This window comes from Paenibacillus sp. MSJ-34 (assembly GCF_018918005.1).
Lineage (GTDB): Bacteria > Bacillota > Bacilli > Paenibacillales > Paenibacillaceae > MSJ-34.
Map to the genome: position 1 here is coordinate 33,848 of NZ_JAHLPR010000026.1, position 18,245 is coordinate 52,092.

Below are 18,245 nucleotides of genomic sequence, written 5' to 3' on the forward strand. Positions count from 1 at the left end.
TAGACGATTGCAGCGCTATACGGTTTTTTCCATGTTATTTCATTGACACAATGCGTTGCACATAATTCGGCAATACGAAGGATGAACGAAATACGTCGGGATTGACGTATTTTGTTTCGCGCCATTGCAGCCGTTCGAGATTCGCTTGCAGCGGATCCCATTGCTTGGAGGCGAGCATGAAGCACCATACCCCTCCGGGAAACATTGGGATTACGCATAGATAGGGCCTAACGACAGGGAACAGCTTGTTCAAATGGCGAAACGTCGATCGTACCGTATTCGGATCGTAGAACGGGGAGCCCGATTGGAACACGGCAATGCCGTCATCGTCCAGCGCTTCGTATACGTATTCATAAAAGCGCTGCTTGTACAAACTGGTTGCAGGCCCGTACGGATCGGAGCGGTCTACGAGAATGACGTCGTACGATCTTTTCTTCCGTTTACGCATCCAAGGGTACCCGTCGTTATAAACGATGCTTATTCGATCGTCGGGTTTCGTTCCGGTCAACCAAGTGCGGCATGCTTCAATCACTTGCGGATCGATTTCCACGACATCGATTTGCCGTACATCGCAATATTTCAACGCTTCGCGCGCGGGTCCGCAATCGCCGCCGCCGATGATGGCGATGCGTTCCGGCTGTTGGTGGGTAGCCAGGGCGATATGCGTAATCATTTCATTATAAATAAATCCGTCTTTTTCCGTAATTTGCGGCGTTCCGTCCAGGACGAGCATTCGTCCGAACGCTTTCGTTTCCACGATGCTGATTTCCTGGTACGGCGAGCTTGCGAAGTGGAGCAGCGATTCGACTTTGTAGCCGATTTCCATTTCAAGTTCCGGCATATCGTCCCATAACCATAATGCCTCGCTATCGTCTTTTTCATAACCGGTTAACGCTTTCTTCGCAGCAGGCATGGTTCACCCCTCCCGCTTCATGCGATCCAGCAGCAGCCCGTCGCTTGCGCCGTTCTCGCCGGTCGTAAAGTCTTGCATATAATAAGAGAGATAATTGCCGTATCCGGAATCCGTTTGCAGCAGCAGTTCGTCGACAAAGTAAACGCCGTCCGGAATGTCGTCGAGAAGCAGCGAGGATAAGGCTCCGTAAAGGCCGCATGCAACCTGGAAGTAAGTCGCATTCGTCTTGTATTTGGCATAAACGGCTTTGTTGCTCATGACGTTGTACATATAGCGTTCCCGATCCGGGTAGACAAGAAGAACGCCGACCATGTCCTCGCCCTCCAGCTCCGCTTCCGCCGGGTCGAGCACTTTATGGTTCCAATCCCAAAGATCGTTCGCTTGATCGATATGGGCGCGGAGCAAATCGGTCGTATAGTCGTTGACGCGATAAATGAAGCCTGTCTCCATATCGTAAGCCTTTCCCAACGTAATGACTTCTTCATGGGGCATCAAACATCCGTAGAACTGTTTGCCCCCAAGCGTGACTTTAAATTCGAGCTCATAAGCGGCACTGTACATAATGAGAGGCGTATGACGCTGCATGAACATTGGATAATTCAGGATCGCTTCGTCCAGGAAACATTCGGTGGACCAAGTGGAATACACGGTTTTGGGCCGGACCGCGGATTTGTCCGCATAGAATGAACTGTCATGCTCGACGATATAGCAGCCGAGCGGCGTTTCTTCGGGATGCCTGCGCATCAATTCGACGGCCATCCACTGTACGACTCCCGGATTCATGCCGGACCCGACGATCGCCTTCATCCGCGTAAACCGTTTGCGATGGCGCTCGAAGATCAGATACCGTTCGAGCAGCGTAAATCCTTCGAGTTCCTCCGTTTCGTCGACCATCGTATTTTCCAAAGCCGAGTTGATGTAATGCGCGCCCGTTTCGTGACAGCATTCCATCATTTGCACCGTATCGGCCCAAGAAACGTCTATGACAATGGCCGTATTCGTATCGGTCAAATGTCGGCGGACACGGACCGGATCGTTCAAATCGAATTGATGCAGTTTTACCGCATGAATGAGATCGGGGATATATGTTTTGTAATATTCCAATTTTCGTTGCTTGCGGTCGACGAAATGAAGCGTGCACCTTCCGATCAGCGAATGGATCGGATCGTTTGCGTCCAGAAACGAGCGGTTTAAAATGGAAAGCAAAGATTTCGCTACGCCCCCGCCGCTTCCGAATATGCTGATCGTTATTTCAGCCTGATTGGTCAAATCTATCAACTCCTTTTTTGCCCTATTCTCAAAAACTAGTATTTAGTCATATCATATGTTCGAATTTCATAGTTTGACGTTGCCAGCTATCTTGGTTGCCGGAAAATGGTCCTTCGAACAAAAAAATCCCCGTTCCTTACTCGGAAGGGGGAAGGCTGGCGTGCAAGCCTGGCGTTTATCTGTTTTTGGATGTATGCAGCAATTCGGGCAGCGTTACGATCCGATAGTTTCGTTTCTGCAACGTTTCGATAATGTCGGGAAGCGCTTCGAGCGTCCCGTTCAAATTTCCGTCCACATTGCCGCCGGCATGCTGCAAGACGATCGCGCCGGATCGAACGGTCGACAATATGTTTTTATACACTTCCTCCGCATCGAGACCTTTCCAATCCAGCGAATCGACGTTCCAATTGACGACGACGTAGCCGTGCGCTCCGGCCCAGCGAAGCTGCTGCTCGTTAATTTCGCCGTAAGGAGGGCGCAAAAATTTCGGTTTGTAACCGGCAATATCGTTAATGATTTTCTCCGTACTGACCACTTGCTTAATAAACTTTTCCTTGGAAATTTTCGTTAGCAGCGGGTGATTATACGTATGATTGCCGATAACATGCCCTTCGCGCACGATTCGCCGCACAACGTCCGGATGTTTTTCCGCGCGCGATCCTACCAGGAAGAACGTCGCCTTAACTCCGTACTTCTTTAATACGTCCAGCACTTTCGGCGTAAAATGGCCGTCGGGCACATCGTCGAACGTCAGCGCGACTTTGCGCGTTTGGGCGGATCCTTTAATACGGAAAATGGTAGGGTATTTATGGCGAAGCTCGGCGATGCTCAATTGCGCGCTCGAACTTCTCCGGACGGCGGTTCCGGCGCCTTTGCGCGCGGAGGCAGCGGTTGTCGAATCATTCGTCCGCTTCCGGGACTTCGTTTGCGCCGCTTGGGCGGATTTTCGTTCCTTGTCGGGAACCGGCTTGGCATTCGGCGTTGCCTCGGAATGCTGTTCGCGATGGGGCAGAGGTTGCTCCGGCAGCGGACGAAGAGCGTCATCGCCGGACGATGCCGATTGTCGCTCTTGCAAACTGGATGTCGGAGACGGCGGTTGCGGCGGCGGCTGTCCACGGGAGCAACCCGTCGCCATAAGCAGGATGAGCGCAACGAGATACAGTTTTCGCATCGAGCTGACCTCTTTTCTAATCAAAATTCAAGCGCGTACGCTCTCATTGTTGTTATCCCCTAATTTGGAAAAAATTATGCGTTGTGAACCGGATCACAGCATTCGCTGCCGCGCAGGAAGTACATTAAAGGAAGAAGAGTAGTTAACGAAGATGCGGGAGGTGAATTTCGGTGAGAAATACGGCATGCAACATTGCAGGCGTTTCGTTCCGCAATCCGATCGTTATGGCTGCGGGAACGTTCGGCTTCGGGCAAGAGTGCGCGAAATGGTACGACATTAATAAGCTGGGGGGCATCTCGGGCAATGGGGTGACTCTTCGTCCGACGGCGGGAGATGCCGGCGTTCGCGTGTGGGAAACGTCAGGGGGGATGCTTAACAGCGGCGGATTTGACAATCCGGGAATCCACGCGTTTCTGCAGGAAGAGCTGCCGTTCTGGGAAACGATCGAACCGGCGAAGATCGTCAATCTCGGCGGCGAATGCGTCGAAGATTACGTGATCGGCGCCAGGCTTGTGACGGAAGACGAAGAAATTCGCAGACGCCAAGGACGAAAGGCGATCGATATGATTGAATTGAACCTATCGTATCCGGATGTGCGGGCAGCCGGGGGCGGCTACGGCGTGAAGACGGCGATGGCGCGGGAGGTCGTCAGGGAAGCGCGTCAGGCGACGTCGCTGCCGCTTGTCGTCAAATTGTCCCCGAACGCGAAAAATATTGTGGAAATGGCGGTCATGTGCGAACAAGAAGGGGCGGACGGCATTTCGCTGATCAATACGATTCCCGGAATGAAAATCGACACGAAACAGCGGCGAAGCGTATTTCATAACGTTTATGCCGGCTTGTCCGGGCCGGCGATCAAGCCGATCGCGCTGCGAATGGTGCATCAGGTCGCTCGGCAAGTAACGGTTCCGGTGATGGGCATGGGCGGGATCGCTTCGGCGAACGACGTCATCGAATTCATTATGGCAGGCGCTGCGGTCGTTCAGATCGGGACGTATCACTTTATGGATATGCGGGCGGGCGAAAAGTTGGTTGCAGGCGTCGAGAAATTTATGGAGGAAGAAAATATCGGATCGCTGGACGAAATACGGGGGATTATACCATGAATTTCGAGCCGGCGATTCAAATCGCAGCCGAACGGATCGGCGCCGATTATTTGTTCGTGATTACCGGCGGGACGGCCCATATCGGGGCCAGCGCGACAGCTTGCCTGCGGGACGGAGAATGGATCGTTCAAACCGCCGCCGTGCCCGGACATCGCGAGCAAGATATTATCGGACCGCTTGCTTTGTATGCCGCCCGCACATTGCAGCGAACGTGCACGATTGTCATGGGCGTTCATTTCGACGGGGTGACGAAGACGGAAATCGAACGGATCGTCGCGCTCATTCGGAGCAAGACGGCGGCGAAGATCGACGGGTTATTGCGTTAGCCGGCATTGTTTTGGCCGGCACTTTTTTTTTGCTCATTTTGAAACGAAACGTAAAATGCTTCGTAAACATAGACATAAAGATAAAATTTACCGTTCCATAAGGAGGAGCCAGAACATGTCTATTTTCAAAAGATTGCGCGATTTAACGATGTCCAACATTAACGCTTTGATCGACAAAGCGGAAGATCCGGTAAAAATGACCGACCAGTACATCCGCGACATGCAGGAAGACTTGGAAGATGCGGAGAAAGCGGTGGCGGCGCAAATCGCGATCGAGAAAAAGTTCAAGCAGCTGTATGAAGAACAAGAGGCGTTGGTGCGCAAACGCGAAGAACAAGCGCATATCGCCGCGCAAGCGCAAAACATCGATCTCGCCCGCCGCGCCTTGGAAGAGAAGAAGGCGGCCGAAGCGAAGATGAACGAGTACAAGGCGAGCTACGACCAGAATAAAGCGTCGGCCGACAATTTGCGCGCGAAACTTGACGAAATGCGCAAACAATTGACCGAGATGAAAAATAAGCGGGAAACGTTGATCGCCCGTTACAACGCCGCCAAAGCGCAAACGGAAATCAACAAGGCGCTTACCGGTTTCAGTTCCGATACGGCGTCCGCAGGGCTGAAGCGCATGGAAGAAAAAATGCTGCAAATGGAAGCCCAGGCGGAAGCGAGCAACGAGATGGCAACGAAAGAAAAATCGTTGGACGATGAATTCGCAAGCCTCGGCAAAGATAAAGCGGTGGAAGACGAACTGGCCGCATTGATGAAAAAGTACGAGAAACCTGCGGAATAAACAATCGCTCAAGAAAGAAAACGTCTCGCGACGTTTTTTCTTTCTTCATCGGGCCATTTCGCGCTGCGTCGTTCCAGCTAGGCCGACGGAGCGCACCAAATAGGTAAGGAGGATCGCGATGGCGTTGACGTTGTCGAACGTATTGGGCATTCTGATCTGGACCGGAGCAGGAGCGGTTCTATTGTTTCTTTTGATGTATGTGGACTCGCTGTTTACGAACTACAAAGACTTTGAAGAAATTAAAAAAGGGAATATGGCGGTCACGACCCGCTTCGTCATGAAACTGTTTGCGCAAGGCTATATTCTTGCTTCTTCGATCTCCAGTTCGGATAATTTATGGCTATGGGATGCGCTGGCCATTTCCGCCATTTCTTTCGTCATTTTATTTATTTTGGAATGGATCGTACGGTTTGTTTTGAAAGCGAGTGTCGGATTGAAGCTGGACGAGGGAACGAAACAGGGCAAAGTCGCTTACGCGCTATTCGCAGGTTCGCTTCACATCGTCGGCGCGCTGATCATTTCCGCATGTTTGTAAAGGCAATGGATGGATAACGACCAATCGAGATTTTTCCGTAAAGGAGCGCAAGCGATGAGCCTATTGAAACGGATCAAAAATATCATATCGAAACCGGAGCCGCCGAAACCGGAGAAAACCGTCTTGCAATTGGGCCCCGGCGATATTGTCGACGTCTCTCTTGTCACGTATCAAGTGGTCGGACGGACGCATAACCGCCAGCGGAACGCCGTTGTGCTTACGCTTGCGGACGGCAACACGATTCGCTATTTGCATATCGAGGAAAGGGAACGTACGGTATACGCGTTATACGAGCCGATCGACGGACGATTGGATACGCCGGACGAGGTGCCGACGACGATCGAGATGGAAGATCATACGTATTATATGGAGGAACGGTATTCGGGCATGGTAACCGCGGCGGGCAAGACGCCGTTCATGCATGGCGGAGAACAATACGTATGGCAATACCAATCGGACGATTACAAATTGCTGCGCATCGAATGGCAGGACGGACGATTTATGCTGTATGAAGGCGAGTCGGTCTTGCCTGCCGACGTTCAAGTAACGCGGGGAAGCTAATCCGCCGAGCGGATCGAACGCATCCGACGCAACCCTAGCACGTCAAATGCCCAGGAAGCATGCTTATTAAACGTTGAGGAGGTGTATGTCATGCCACGGCGGCCTCTATTTCTATTGAAAATCGTGCTCGTCCTCAGTTTTTTCGTATCGCTGTTAAGCGGCTGCGGCGAATTCGGCGAAGTGACGATGAAAGAAACGTACCCGCTCGAATCGGTCAATAAAGACGGTTCGCAAACTTCCTATATTTATCGCGCCGCGAACAAGACCGTTCCCGAGGTGGCGCGGGAACTGGCGGAGCAGAAGAAACCGCGGCAGATCTCCAAAGAAGATGCGGAGCATATGTTTCTCGTTTATTCCAATGAATGGATTCATGTGCAGAAGGACGAGCGAAATCCCGACGATACGCTGATTGAAGTCGATTCCGAGGAATATGTGAAGCAAAACTACAGTCCAAGCTTTTTGGAAGGATATCTCGTCGCCAGCCTGATCGGCAATATGTTCGATTCGCTCGGACGGCATGGAGATTATCGGGGATATTCGAGTCGGGACGTTTACCAGCCTGCGAAACAATACGAAGCGCCCACGGCCAAGGATAAAAAAGCGATTCCGCCGCTAACGGTCGAGCGAAGCGGCTCGATTTTCAAGCGAGGCCAAGACAATTCCGGTTCTTCAAAGAAGGTAGGGGACAACGGCAACGTATTCGGCAAATCTTCGTCGGGGAAAATTGTAAAGGAGAAGGATGGCAAATCGGGGTTTGATTCCATATTCTCTCCTTCCAAATCGAAAAAACCGAAAACAAGGGTCGGAACCGGGAAAATATTCAAACGGGGAAGGCGATGACCAACAAGGAAAGGTATTGCGCGGGGGAGCGAAGGAATTCCCGCTGCGATGCCTTTTTGTTATTTATACGTTGTTTTCGTTTGACAATCGCATCTAATTAGATTAGTATCTAATTTAACGAATATCTAATTAGATAGACATCTAATTTATAAGGGTGATTCTTATTCAACTTGAAAAACTCGTCAAATATTACAAGGCTTTAGCCGACCGCAACCGGATTCGAATGTTGATTTTACTCGCTCAAGGCGAGTTGAACGGACTCGCTTTGGCCGAGAAATTAGCCATTACGCCGGCAACGGTCACACATCATATCGCGAAGTTGAGGGAGGCGGGACTAATCATGGAACGCAGAGAAAAAAACACGTCCTATTACGGGGTGAATCATTATTTGCTGAAACAAACGGACCGCGCTTTATTGCATTTGCTCGAGCAGCAACGAACGGGGTTTGCGCCCGAAGAACGTTCGGAAAAGAACGTGAAGTTGCGCCAGTCGGTATTGCGCAGTTTTCTTGCAAGCGACGGCACGTTGAAGCAAATTCCGGCGCAACTGAAGAAAAAGCTGATTGTGCTGGAGTATTTGGTTTCCGGCTTGGAGATGGGACAAAAGTATAAAGAGCGGGAAATCAACGAATGGATCAAAAAGGTTCATCCGGATTTCGCCACCATCCGCAGGGAATTTGTTATGCATCATTATATGTACCGGGAAAACGATATGTACGAATTGAACCCGCGGGAAATGTGGGCCAAGTGGGAAGACTTGTAAACGATAGATACGAAAAGGGGGTGTCGGTCGATGTACGCATACACGAATGGGGATCGCATTGTAACGATCGAACGCTGCGCGACGCCGCGCGGGGAACTTCAACTGCAGCGCAGAGGAACGGGCGAATACGAGATTGTTAGCAACGGTACCTTTCTGATGGCAACGTATAACGGAGAATCCGAAAAACGATTGGTCAAATCGGCGCTCGATGCGGTTGGCAAAACGGATTGCTCGGTATTGATCGGCGGGCTCGGCGTCGGTTATTCGCTGGAAGCGGCCGTGAACGATCCGCGGGTACGACGCGCGACCGTCGTCGAAATCGAAGACAAAATCATCGAGTGGAACCGTTCGCATCTGGCCCCATTCTCCGGCAACGCCGCCGGGCACAGCAAGGCGCGCATCGTTCACGCCGATTTGATCCGCTGGATGTCGCGCACGGAAGATACGTTCGACGCGATCTGCCTGGATATCGACAACGGGCCGGATTGGACGGTATTTCAGGAGAACGATCATTTGTACGGCGACGAAGGATTGGCCTCCCTAGGCCGCCTCTTGAATCCGCAGGGAGCCGTTTCCTTCTGGAGCGCTTCATCGTCTCCGGTATTTGCGGAACGGCTCGAGCGGCATTTCATTACCGTCGATATGCAAACCGTCGAGCGAAGCGACAACGTACATCCCGACGTCGTTTATATCGCGAAACGTTAATCCGCCGCTATCGGGAGCGGCGCTCGATCGCCTCGGACATCGTCTTGTCGGTCAAATGGGCGTACACTTCGGTCGTCTCCGTCGAGGCGTGTCCAAGCTGTTCCTTCGTTTTATAAATGTCGTTCTGCAAATAATAGTCTGTTGCAAAGGAATGTCGAAGCTTATGTACCGTCAAATAAGGCTTGCCGAATCGCTTTGCGTATTTGACGATCATTTCTTGAATCGCCCGTTTCGTCATGCGCTTGCCTTCTTTGTGTCCGTTCGGGACGGCCAGGAAGAGAGCTTTTTCCTTTTTCGGCGCGCAATAGCGCGTCGTGCGCAGCTGCATATAGGCGATCAGATCGGCCTTTGCATCCTCACGGAAATAAACGGGCGTCTTGAACGTCTCGTCGTTATTCCCTTTCCGGTACACATGCACCAGTTTGTTGGCCAAATCCACATCGTCCACGTTCAGATTGACGACCTCCGACACCCGCAACCCCGAATTCAAGATTAAATTCGCTATGCTTGCGTCGCGCTGCTTGTTCAGTTCATATGCATAGAGCGCTTGCTTGTTGTTGGCGATATCGTTCATATATCCGCTATGAATATAAGCGATGAATTCGCCGATTTCCTCTTCTTCCAACAGCTTGCCTTTCAAGCGGGCCGCCGTATCTTTCGGCTTATGGATTCGTTTGATTTCAACTTTGGCCATGATGTTCCGTTTCAGCAGCGGATAAAAGTTTTCATCCTCGGCAATTTGGCTCAAATAATGAAATAAAGAACGAAGCGACGACAGCTTGCGCGAAATCGTAATTCTCGAATTGGCGTTTTCCTTGTACGTTCCGAGAAAGATCCGGAAATTGACGATGTTGTCCATCGTCAGCACTTCCAAGTCTTGCAGCGCAATGTCTTTCATCTCCGCCGCGCTCGTCAATCCTTCGGCCATGAGCCACGTGAAAAAGATTTCGTAATCTCTCGTATATTCCAAAAGGGTGGAGGGAGATAGATCGGGCAATTTATAATCGATAAACATTTGGACGAACCATGGAAACAACGGGGTTCGCTTCTCTAGCTCATGCCGGTCCTTTACCTTCTGCACATTCATGAATTAACACCCCTAATAATTAACTTCATTAAATATAAAATGCCGTCTTACTGCATTCGACTGTCCGAGCGGCTTTGTTGTTGCGAGTAAAATTATAACATATCCTCGCGGGCAGTTGGCTACCTTTCCTTTTCCGGCATTTCTTTTTTTCCGCCTTTTGTGGAAATCCCTTTTACTCAGGATAGAGAAATGCGGCTTAAGAAGAACTGGAACGAGGAGATTCATATAAATAACAGTTTTCTGAACAAAGGGGATATCGACAAAAGGAAAGGGAATGCAAACATCAGGTCGTATAAATTTGAAAAGTTGTCACAAATTGAATAAAATAATACTAATAGAAAAAGTTGAAAATTAGTAGATATGCGAAGGGAAGGGACAGGATGACGACTGGGCGATATCCGGAAATCGACGAAGTGATCGCATATATACATCGACATATCTACGAGCCGCTTTCGCTTAACGAATTGGCCAGCTACGCGGGCTATAGCCCTTATCATTTCACGCGCATTTTCAAAGAAAAAATCGGGCTGTCGCCTTTATATTTCGTATCCGCTCTCCGGTTGCAGAAAGCGAAAGATTTATTGCTGCATACCAAATTGAGCATCCGCGATATCGGGCTCGAAATCGGACAGCAAAGTTTGGGCACCTTTACGACCCGTTTTACCGAACGGGTTGGCGTCACGCCGTCCGACTTCCGGAACCAAGCGTTGCAAGCGGATCAGCATATTCGCACTTTGCAGCATTGGAACGATTGGACTTCGCCGCATTCCGCATTCAATCCGTATGCAACGGTACACGGCACCATCGATGCGGAAATTCCCTTCGAGGGCGTCATTCTGATCGGTTTGTTCGCCAAACCGATCCCCGAAGGATTGCCCTTATACGGAACGCTTCTTGCTTCCGTCGGCGATTTTTCTTTTGCGAACGTCAAGCCCGGCATCTATTACTTGATGGCGACCTCGGTTTCATGGGGGACGCAGGCCAAAGACATTTTGCTGCCGCAGACGACATTGCGGGCCCGATTGAAGAAGCCGATTGTCGTGGAGCCGTTCACGGCCGTTCCGCACCAACAATTGACGCTATACGGTCCAAGGCTGGACGATCCGCCGATTCTCATTTCTTTGCCGCTGCTGATGGACCGCTTCCTCAATCGGATGTTCGAACATAGCAATCGATAAGAAATGATCCGGTTTATTTCGTGTCATAATAATAAAAAAGAAGAATTGAGGTGGATGTAATGATTAAAGGATTAAACCCTTATTTGGTTTTCAACGGGAACGGACGCGAAGCGGTGTCGTTTTACGAAAAAGCGTTGGGCGCGCAAGTCGTAGCGATGCAGTCATTCGGAGACATGCCGGATAACCCGGGTTTCGAGATTCCGGAAGAGGTGAAGTCTCGCGTTATGCATGCGCTGTTAAAGGTCGGGGATACCGATCTCATGATATCCGATACGTTCCCGGGACCGCATGAAACATCGTACCAGATCGGATCTCAGGTGACCGTCTCGATTGCGGTGAGCGACGCAGAAACGGCAAGGAATGTATATGAATCGTTGCGAGACGGCGGCAAGGTCGTCATGGAGCTGCAAGAAACGTTCTGGAGCCCGTCCTACGGACAGGTGACGGATCGATTCGGCGTAACGTGGCATGTTTCGGCAGACGCCGCCAAGCAATAAACAGGAATGAACGTGAAACATCCTCGTCAAGAGGATGTTTTTGCGTTTTTCTTGCCGGCAAAGTCGTAAACCTTCCCTTTGACAAAAAAACTGCGTATAATATAAATTATATGCAGTTTCGATTGTAATCGATTTTTACGATCGGCGAAGGGAATGTCCCGCTTCATGAACGGAGAAACGAAAAGAACGAAGAGGCGAATACAACATGAATATGCAGCTTGAACGGTACGAGAGCGAATTGGAAGCTTTCGTCATTTGGATGAAAGATGCCGGGTATACGAAATTTACGCAAACTTGTTATTTAGGAGATATCCGACATTTTTTGCGCTTTATCGACGGGAAGCAGCTCTCGCAAGTAAGCAAACTCAATGTCATGTCCTATTTATCGTCCGTACGGGAAAGCGGCGTTTCCGATACGACGCGAAACCGTAAACATAGTTCGATCCAATGTTTTTTCAAAGCGTTGATGGAATTGGAGATGTTGGATGCCAATCCCGCGGCCGCGGTCAAAAAGTCGAAAACGGAAAAGAACCGGTCGCTCGTCTATTTGGATGAACGGGAAATTTTCGCTTTTTTGCAATCGATCGAAGGGAAGTACCGGACCCGCAATCTGGCGGTCTTCTTGCTCATGGCCTATATGGGGTTGCGCGTCGGCGAAGTTCATCGCCTGAACTTGTCCGATTATCATCCGCAGCGGAAGACTTTGAATGTATTCGGCAAAGGGCGGAAGTGGAGGACGCTGCCTGTGCCGGATCGGGTCGATGAAATGCTGCGGCTTGCGATGGAAGAACGCAGGCAACCGGGAAGCAAAAGGGAGGATGCCTTTTTCATTTCCCAAAAGGGAAGGAGGTTGTCCGTCCGCAATATTCAATTGATCGCATCGCAAACGTTCGCGGCGTTTGAGCAAAAATACCGGACAGGCCGCCGCTCGTTATCCAGCCATAAGTTAAGGCACTCCTTCGCCACCTTATTGCTCAAAAACGGGACGGACTTGCGCACGGTGCAGGAATTGCTTGGTCATGCCTCCATTCAAACGACGACGATTTATACGCATGTCTCGGATCGGCAAAAAGAAGAAGCGATTCGAAATCTCGAAGTGCTGGTGCCGGAATGATCGAATGAACGTGATCCGCCGTATAGAAGCCCGTATTTTGTTAATAATGAGATTTATTAACAAGGCACAGGTGATTTCATATGGGATTTCTTCAACAGCAAGTACCGCTTTCGGCCGATTGCAATGAAAACTTGCGCTTGTTGCAAAGCATTTATCAAGATTGTTCGGACGTCATTTATTACCAATTTCTGATTGCCGGCAGAAAACGGGCGATTCTCGTCTATATTGACGGAATTACGGATAACGATGCGATCGATAAACAAGTCATATTGCCATTAATACGGGAAGACGGATCCGATCTTAGCTTGGCGAACATTCGCCTTCACATTTCACATTCTGCGATCGCTGCGGTCGGCACGGTCGCCAAAGCGAGCGAAGAAGTAAACGGCGGCAATGCGTTATTGATCGTCGACGGGGAACAACAAGCCTTGTCGATCGGAATATCGAAGTGGGAGAAGCGGAACATTGAAGAACCGACCGCCGAAGCGGTCGTTCGCGGGCCGAGAGAAGGATTTGTGGAAACGCTGCGGGTCAATACTTCCATGCTGCGCCGTAAATTAAAAACGTCGCAATTAAAGCTGAAGTCGATGAATATCGGGTTATATTCCAATACGAAAGTCGTCGTGGCGTATATCGAGGATATTGTCGATCCTGCGCTCGTTACCGAAGTGGTCAACAGGCTCGAACGGATCAACGTGGACGGCATTCTGGAAAGCGGATATATTGAGGAATTGATTGAGGATCATCCTGGTTCTCCTTTCCCGCAAGTGTTAACGACGGAACGGCCAGACGTTGCATGCGCGAATTTATTGGAAGGACGGATCGTCATTCTCGTGGACGGAACTCCGATCTCGATCATTGCGCCGATCACGTTTTTTTCTTTGCTCCAATCCGCCGAGGAGTATTATCAACGTTATTTGATCAGCACGGCCATTCGATGGCTTCGTTATTTATTTCTCGCTATTGCGTTGTTCGGGCCCTCGTTTTACGTTGCCGTCGTCTCGTTCCACCAAGAGATGATACCGACCAAGCTATTGCTTACGATGGCCGAATCGAGGGAACAGGTTCCGTTTCCGGCTTTGATCGAGGCGCTATTGATGGAAATTACGTTCGAGGCGCTGCGCGAAGCGGGCATCCGGCTTCCGAAGCAGGTTGGAGCGGCGGTCAGCATCGTCGGCGCCTTGGTTATCGGACAAGCGGCGATATCTGCGGGTCTTGTGTCGACCCCCATGGTCATGGTGGTGGCGATTACAGGCATCGCTTCCTTTATGATTCCCCAATACGCATTAGGAACTGCGATGCGATTGTTGCGGTTCCCGATTATGTTTCTTTCCGGCAGTCTCGGCTTGTTCGGTTTATTGCTCGGTTTCATACTCATGCTCACTCATTTATTGACGCTTCGTTCATTCGGAGTCCCGTATTTGGAGCCCGTTGCGCCGCTCAAATTTGCCGGCCTCAAAGACGTACTTGTTCGCTCGCCGTTTTGGATGCGAAATACGCGTCCGCACTTTACCGGCAAATGGAATAAATTCAGGCAAAGTCCCGGACAACGGCCTGGTCCGGGCAGAGGGGGCGATTGACGTATGCAGTACGAAAGGGGGACCGCTCAAAAATACGTCTTGCCGTCGTTCTCCAACATGCCGAGAAAGGCTCCATTTCGCGCCGCGCTATTATGCATCGTCACCTCATTGTTCCTAACCGGCTGCTGGGACAGAACGGAGCTCAACGATCTGGCCATCATTACGGCAACGGCAATCGATATAACGGATAACAACCAGGTCAAATTAGCCGTTCAAATCTATGTGTCCAAGCAAGGTCAAGCGTCGGGAGGCAGCCAGACGCAATTGGAGCAGCAAAGCAGCAGCGGCGGCCCCCAGAATACGGTCGTGATCGCCGCCAAAGGCATTTCGCTCGCCGATGCGGCCGCCAATTTGCAAGAACAGCTCCCGCGCAAAGTATTCTGGGGACATAATAAAGTATTCATTTTCGGCGAAAAAACAGTGAAAGCCGGAATAAAAGATCATATCGATTTCCTGCTTCGGCATCCGGGAACGCGCGAACACTCGTACGTTTTCGCAAGCAAAGGAGACGCGATGAAAATATTGGATATGAATACCGTCTTGGAACGGGACAGTTCCGAAGTATTGCGAGAAATGACCAAGAACAGGACGGGCTTAACGGTCACGTTAAACGAAATCATGCAGCTATTGAACGAAAAGTCCGAAGCTGCGTTTCTGCCGAGAATCGAACTTCGCGATCGCGACGGCAAAGGGAAAGTGCCCACGATTCGCGGTACGGACGTGCTGGAAGAAGGAAAGTACGCAGGCTGGATCGATCGAACGGCGACCCGAGGCGTCATGTGGCTGCGAGACGAAATCAAAACATCCATTATAACGGTAGATTCCGAACAAGAGAAAGGCTTGATCTCCTTTCGTTTAGCTCATAACAAAACCGATCTGGTACCGCTTGTTCGAGGAAATGAGTGGAGCATAACGGCGAAAATTGAGATGGAAGGCGATATTGTTCAAAATACGTCCGAACAAGATATTACGAAGGTCGAACAGGTCAAGCTGGCCGAACGAGCGATTGGCGACGATGTCCGCAAACGGATTGAGTTGGCCCTTCGAATCGCCCAAGACGAGCTGGATGCGGATATTTTCGGTTTTGCCAAGGAATTTCGCCGCAAATATCCGATGGAATGGGAAAAAAACGAACGGCGTTGGAAAGAAATTTTCCCTCAAATCCGAGTGAACGTGGAGCCGAAGGTGAAAGTGCTGCGTATCGGAATGGTGGGGAAAAATATGGAGAATATGAAGGAAACGGACCAAGTGGAGTGATATTCGCATGAAATGGCTATTAGCCGCAGGAGTCTCCATCATCGTGTTCATCGCGACGGTGTACGAATGGCCGAACATGTCGCCGAAAATGAAAAAAGAGAAGATTGTCTTTGTTGCCTTGTCGGCGCTGGGATGGTGTTTGTCGATTTCAATCATTTTTTTCCCGGACATTCTGTCGCTCAACGACATCATCGAATTCATTTACAAGCCGTTCCTGAATTTTTTCAATATTAGCTAAAGGGGCCCTGTTCCAATCATGATCGAAAAAGGGAAAATATCCGGCCTGCAACTGATTTTGATTATGTATCTTATGATCGGGGCGACGGCGATCCTAATCGTACCGGCCCTGTCCGCACGCGACGCCCATCAAGATGTATGGTTGTCGCCGGTTTGGGGCTCGATCAGCGGATTTGCCGCCGTTTGTCTTGTCTGGACGCTTAATCTACTGTATCCGAACCGTACCATCGTCGAACAGAGCCAACTCATTTTAGGCCGTTTCCTTGGCAGTGCGGTCAATATCGTGTTGCTCTTGTTTATACTGCACACGTGCAGTTTAATTCTTAGGGAATATGGTGAGTTTATCGTCGGTACATCGCTTGTGTTGACGCCTATTTCCGTCGTGATGGGCTGTATTGTGTTAGTCAGCGCGATTGCCGTGCGCGGCGGCGTGGAAGTGCTGGGAAGATTCGCAACGATTGTAGCTCCCGTCTTCGTTTTTTTTGTGCTAGCGATTTCGATTTTCTTGATTCCGAGTATGAATATCGACAATATGCTTCCGGCATTCGAACGCGGCCTCATGCCGTCCATAAAAGGCTCGATTACGCCGCATGCATGGTTTATGGAATTTCTGATTCTTACGTTTTTCGTTCCATATGTCAAGAAGAAGGAACGCAAAATACGCTATGCGATCATCCCTGTCGCTGCGATGACCGTTACGATGATCATTACGAATATTACTTGTTTATTGCTGTTCGGCGATATGACGGGCAATATGACCTTCCCGGTCTTCATCGCCTCCCGGTTTATCAGCTTTGCGGAATTTTTCGAGCATGTGGAGGCCATGGTTATGGTGCTTTGGATGTTGGGAGGCTTTTTGCAAATCACGTTATGGTTTTACGCTCTCGCGCTCGGCACAGCGCAATGTTTGCGCCTTTCCGATTATCGTCCCGTCGTGTTGCCGTTCGGATTGTTGCTCACCGCCGTTGCCGTCTGGGTCAGCCCGAGTCTGCAGCATTTGATTCGCTTTTTTTCGGTTAACGGTTTCATTTATTCGCTTTCGATATTAATCTTATTGCCTCTTCTATTAATCGTAATCGGGTTCGTTCGTAGAAAATGGCTTAAGCAACAAATAAATTGATGAATATTATATCTTTCAAAGGAGAGTTGTAGAATGATCGTACATAAAAACAACGCTGAACATTACCGGTGGGGAAACATGTGTGACGGTTGGCATTTGGTGAAGGACGCCAATTTAAGCGTGATCTATGAAAACATGCCGCCGCAAACGGAGGAAGTGCGGCACTATCATACGAAGTCGCGGCAATTTTTTTTCGTGCTGGACGGTGTCGCGACGATGGAGGTAGACGGGAAAATCTATGAAATCCGCGCGCGGGAAGGGATTGAAGTCGCTCCGAACGTGCCGCATCAAATGATGAACCGCTCAGAGGAGACGATCGAATTTCTCGTTGTTTCGCAGCCGCGCAGCCATGGCGACCGTATCGAAGCGGAGATTATGGTAGAATAGAATGGATCAATATTTGGGAGCGAAGATAGACGTTACATAGGAAAAAGTCGGTTAATCGCTGAATTTACGTCAACAAGCAAGAGGAAGAGGGAGAGGGAGACATTGCTCAAATACACGATTTGTTTCATTAAGCAAGACGATCGCATTCTGCTCCTCAACCGCAATGCGCCGGCATGGATGGGCAAATGGAACGGCGTTGGCGGCAAATTGGAGCCGGGAGAATCGCCGACAGAAAGCGTCATTCGCGAAGTGCTCGAGGAAACGGGCATCCGATTGCAGAGGCAAGACGTAAGCTATAAAGGGATTGTCAGTTGGACCGTCGACGGACAACCTAGCGGGGGGATGTACGCTTATACGGCAGAGTTGCCGTCTACCGTCCGTGTCGAGACGCCGCTCAATACGGAGGAAGGCATTCTCGACTGGAAGGAGCTGTCCTGGATTATGCATCCCGACAATAAAGGGATCGCGGACAATGTGCCGGCGTTCTTGCCGGTGATGCTGCAGGATCGCCATTATTACGATCATCGCTGCATCTTTGACAACGGGATGATGACCGGATTCGTTTCGGTTCCGATGGAAGATGAGAGTCCGTATGCAGTAGAGTTGAAACAGTATACATAATCAATATTATGTATACTGTTTCTAATGCTATTACAGTAACGTGAGGTTAACGCCAAAATCTACTTCTAATTTCAATGATATTTGGATAAGTTTCGAATTATCGGTATTTTCTACAGTAAATGTCTTCGAAAAATGCGCCCATGGGGAAAGAGTACAGAATTATCGGTAGAAAACGGAGGTACATTAGT

21 protein-coding genes are annotated in these 18,245 nt (G+C 50.0%); 17 read left to right on the plus strand and 4 right to left on the minus strand.

Features of this window, described 5'->3' with window-relative positions:
* Positions 1–34: 34 nt before the first annotated feature.
* The 3 genes from speE to KQI79_RS14335 form a co-directional block, all read right to left on the minus strand.
* A complete protein-coding gene (gene speE / locus KQI79_RS14325; protein WP_216538937.1) occupies positions 35–913 on the minus strand; it encodes a polyamine aminopropyltransferase in 879 nt (292 codons plus the stop codon).
* 3 nt (positions 914–916) lie between these two features.
* The gene (locus KQI79_RS14330; RefSeq protein ID WP_216538938.1) at positions 917–2,182 is read right to left on the minus strand and encodes a saccharopine dehydrogenase NADP-binding domain-containing protein; all 1,266 of its coding nucleotides are present in this window, start codon (positions 2,180–2,182) and stop codon (positions 917–919) included.
* A gap of 175 nt (positions 2,183–2,357) precedes the next feature.
* Positions 2,358–3,353 carry a polysaccharide deacetylase family protein gene (locus tag KQI79_RS14335; RefSeq protein ID WP_230192618.1) on the minus strand — a complete coding sequence of 332 codons (996 nt, stop codon included), beginning with the start codon at positions 3,351–3,353 and terminating at the stop codon, positions 2,358–2,360.
* 170 nt (positions 3,354–3,523) lie between these two features.
* On the opposite strand from KQI79_RS14335, the gene KQI79_RS14340 reads away from it, so the two are divergent.
* From KQI79_RS14340 to KQI79_RS14375, 8 genes are all read left to right on the plus strand, one after another.
* On the plus strand, positions 3,524–4,459 hold the full coding sequence (locus KQI79_RS14340; RefSeq protein WP_216538939.1) for a dihydroorotate dehydrogenase: 936 nt from the start codon (positions 3,524–3,526) through the stop codon (positions 4,457–4,459).
* On the plus strand, positions 4,456–4,785 hold the full coding sequence (gene lpdD / locus KQI79_RS14345; protein ID WP_216538940.1) for a prenylated flavin chaperone LpdD: 330 nt from the start codon (positions 4,456–4,458) through the stop codon (positions 4,783–4,785). Before KQI79_RS14340 ends, lpdD begins: the two co-directional genes overlap by 4 nt.
* 115 nt (positions 4,786–4,900) lie before the next feature.
* Positions 4,901–5,575: a PspA/IM30 family protein gene (locus KQI79_RS14350; protein ID WP_216538941.1), complete on the plus strand. Its 675-nt coding sequence runs from the start codon at positions 4,901–4,903 to the stop codon at positions 5,573–5,575.
* A gap of 124 nt (positions 5,576–5,699) precedes the next feature.
* A complete protein-coding gene (locus tag KQI79_RS14355; protein ID WP_216538993.1) occupies positions 5,700–6,110 on the plus strand; it encodes a DUF350 domain-containing protein in 411 nt (136 codons plus the stop codon).
* 54 nt (positions 6,111–6,164) lie between these two features.
* Positions 6,165–6,671 carry a DUF4178 domain-containing protein gene (locus tag KQI79_RS14360; protein WP_216538942.1) on the plus strand — a complete coding sequence of 169 codons (507 nt, stop codon included), beginning with the start codon at positions 6,165–6,167 and terminating at the stop codon, positions 6,669–6,671.
* A 90-nt stretch (positions 6,672–6,761) separates the two neighbouring features.
* A complete protein-coding gene (locus KQI79_RS14365; protein ID WP_216538943.1) occupies positions 6,762–7,511 on the plus strand; it encodes a DUF4247 domain-containing protein in 750 nt (249 codons plus the stop codon).
* Between the two features lie 163 nt (positions 7,512–7,674).
* Positions 7,675–8,274 carry a DUF2087 domain-containing protein gene (locus tag KQI79_RS14370; RefSeq protein WP_216538994.1) on the plus strand — a complete coding sequence of 200 codons (600 nt, stop codon included), beginning with the start codon at positions 7,675–7,677 and terminating at the stop codon, positions 8,272–8,274.
* A gap of 30 nt (positions 8,275–8,304) precedes the next feature.
* Positions 8,305–8,979: a spermine/spermidine synthase domain-containing protein gene (locus KQI79_RS14375; protein WP_216538944.1), complete on the plus strand. Its 675-nt coding sequence runs from the start codon at positions 8,305–8,307 to the stop codon at positions 8,977–8,979.
* A 7-nt stretch (positions 8,980–8,986) separates the two neighbouring features.
* Here the strand turns inward: KQI79_RS14375 and xerS are convergent, their stop codons facing one another.
* Entirely contained in the window at positions 8,987–10,066 is a 1,080-nt protein-coding gene (gene xerS, locus KQI79_RS14380) for a tyrosine recombinase XerS (RefSeq protein WP_216538945.1), read from the minus strand.
* Positions 10,067–10,446: 380 nt separating this feature from the next.
* On the opposite strand from xerS, the gene KQI79_RS14385 reads away from it, so the two are divergent.
* From KQI79_RS14385 to KQI79_RS14425, 9 genes are all read left to right on the plus strand, one after another.
* Positions 10,447–11,244, plus strand: a complete 798-nt coding sequence (locus tag KQI79_RS14385) for a helix-turn-helix domain-containing protein (RefSeq protein ID WP_216538946.1) — start codon at positions 10,447–10,449, stop codon at positions 11,242–11,244.
* A gap of 59 nt (positions 11,245–11,303) precedes the next feature.
* Positions 11,304–11,741, plus strand: a complete 438-nt coding sequence (locus KQI79_RS14390) for a VOC family protein (protein ID WP_216538947.1) — start codon at positions 11,304–11,306, stop codon at positions 11,739–11,741.
* A 205-nt stretch (positions 11,742–11,946) separates the two neighbouring features.
* Positions 11,947–12,855 (plus strand): tyrosine-type recombinase/integrase, encoded by a 909-nt coding sequence (locus KQI79_RS14395; protein ID WP_483311389.1) that lies wholly within the window; start codon positions 11,947–11,949, stop codon positions 12,853–12,855.
* Positions 12,856–12,935: 80 nt separating this feature from the next.
* Positions 12,936–14,435: a spore germination protein gene (locus KQI79_RS14400; protein WP_216538948.1), complete on the plus strand. Its 1,500-nt coding sequence runs from the start codon at positions 12,936–12,938 to the stop codon at positions 14,433–14,435.
* Between the two features lie 3 nt (positions 14,436–14,438).
* The gene (locus tag KQI79_RS14405) at positions 14,439–15,692 is read left to right on the plus strand and encodes a Ger(x)C family spore germination protein (protein ID WP_216538949.1); all 1,254 of its coding nucleotides are present in this window, start codon (positions 14,439–14,441) and stop codon (positions 15,690–15,692) included.
* A 7-nt stretch (positions 15,693–15,699) separates the two neighbouring features.
* Positions 15,700–15,930 carry a hypothetical protein gene (locus tag KQI79_RS14410; RefSeq protein ID WP_216538950.1) on the plus strand — a complete coding sequence of 77 codons (231 nt, stop codon included), beginning with the start codon at positions 15,700–15,702 and terminating at the stop codon, positions 15,928–15,930.
* Positions 15,931–15,948: 18 nt separating this feature from the next.
* The gene (locus KQI79_RS14415) at positions 15,949–17,049 is read left to right on the plus strand and encodes a GerAB/ArcD/ProY family transporter (RefSeq protein WP_216538951.1); all 1,101 of its coding nucleotides are present in this window, start codon (positions 15,949–15,951) and stop codon (positions 17,047–17,049) included.
* 33 nt (positions 17,050–17,082) lie between these two features.
* Entirely contained in the window at positions 17,083–17,436 is a 354-nt protein-coding gene (locus KQI79_RS14420) for a cupin domain-containing protein (RefSeq protein WP_216538952.1), read from the plus strand.
* Between the two features lie 102 nt (positions 17,437–17,538).
* Positions 17,539–18,057, plus strand: coding sequence for an NUDIX hydrolase (locus KQI79_RS14425; protein ID WP_216538953.1), 519 nt, complete (start codon positions 17,539–17,541; stop codon positions 18,055–18,057).
* Positions 18,058–18,245 lie beyond the last annotated feature (188 nt).

Bases quoted from the DNA above. Each gene is read 5' to 3' on its own strand.
- KQI79_RS14335 (WP_230192618.1), bottom strand. From the start codon at position 3,353: ATGCGAAAACTGTATCTCGTTGCGCTCATCCTGCTTATGGCGACGGGT.
- xerS (WP_216538945.1), bottom strand. From the start codon at position 10,066: ATGAATGTGCAGAAGGTAAAGGACCGGCATGAGCTAGAGAAGCGAACC.
- KQI79_RS14410 (WP_216538950.1), top strand. From the start codon at position 15,700: ATGAAATGGCTATTAGCCGCAGGAGTCTCCATCATCGTGTTCATCGCG.
- KQI79_RS14415 (WP_216538951.1), top strand. From the start codon at position 15,949: ATGATCGAAAAAGGGAAAATATCCGGCCTGCAACTGATTTTGATTATG.
- KQI79_RS14360 (WP_216538942.1), top strand. From the start codon at position 6,165: ATGAGCCTATTGAAACGGATCAAAAATATCATATCGAAACCGGAGCCG.
- KQI79_RS14375 (WP_216538944.1), top strand. From the start codon at position 8,305: ATGTACGCATACACGAATGGGGATCGCATTGTAACGATCGAACGCTGC.
- speE (WP_216538937.1), bottom strand. From the start codon at position 913: ATGCCTGCTGCGAAGAAAGCGTTAACCGGTTATGAAAAAGACGATAGC.
- lpdD (WP_216538940.1), top strand. From the start codon at position 4,456: ATGAATTTCGAGCCGGCGATTCAAATCGCAGCCGAACGGATCGGCGCC.
- KQI79_RS14385 (WP_216538946.1), top strand. From the start codon at position 10,447: ATGACGACTGGGCGATATCCGGAAATCGACGAAGTGATCGCATATATA.
- KQI79_RS14420 (WP_216538952.1), top strand. From the start codon at position 17,083: ATGATCGTACATAAAAACAACGCTGAACATTACCGGTGGGGAAACATG.
- KQI79_RS14405 (WP_216538949.1), top strand. From the start codon at position 14,439: ATGCAGTACGAAAGGGGGACCGCTCAAAAATACGTCTTGCCGTCGTTC.
- KQI79_RS14395 (WP_483311389.1), top strand. From the start codon at position 11,947: ATGAATATGCAGCTTGAACGGTACGAGAGCGAATTGGAAGCTTTCGTC.
- KQI79_RS14350 (WP_216538941.1), top strand. From the start codon at position 4,901: ATGTCTATTTTCAAAAGATTGCGCGATTTAACGATGTCCAACATTAAC.
- KQI79_RS14390 (WP_216538947.1), top strand. From the start codon at position 11,304: ATGATTAAAGGATTAAACCCTTATTTGGTTTTCAACGGGAACGGACGC.
- KQI79_RS14400 (WP_216538948.1), top strand. From the start codon at position 12,936: ATGGGATTTCTTCAACAGCAAGTACCGCTTTCGGCCGATTGCAATGAA.
- KQI79_RS14365 (WP_216538943.1), top strand. From the start codon at position 6,762: ATGCCACGGCGGCCTCTATTTCTATTGAAAATCGTGCTCGTCCTCAGT.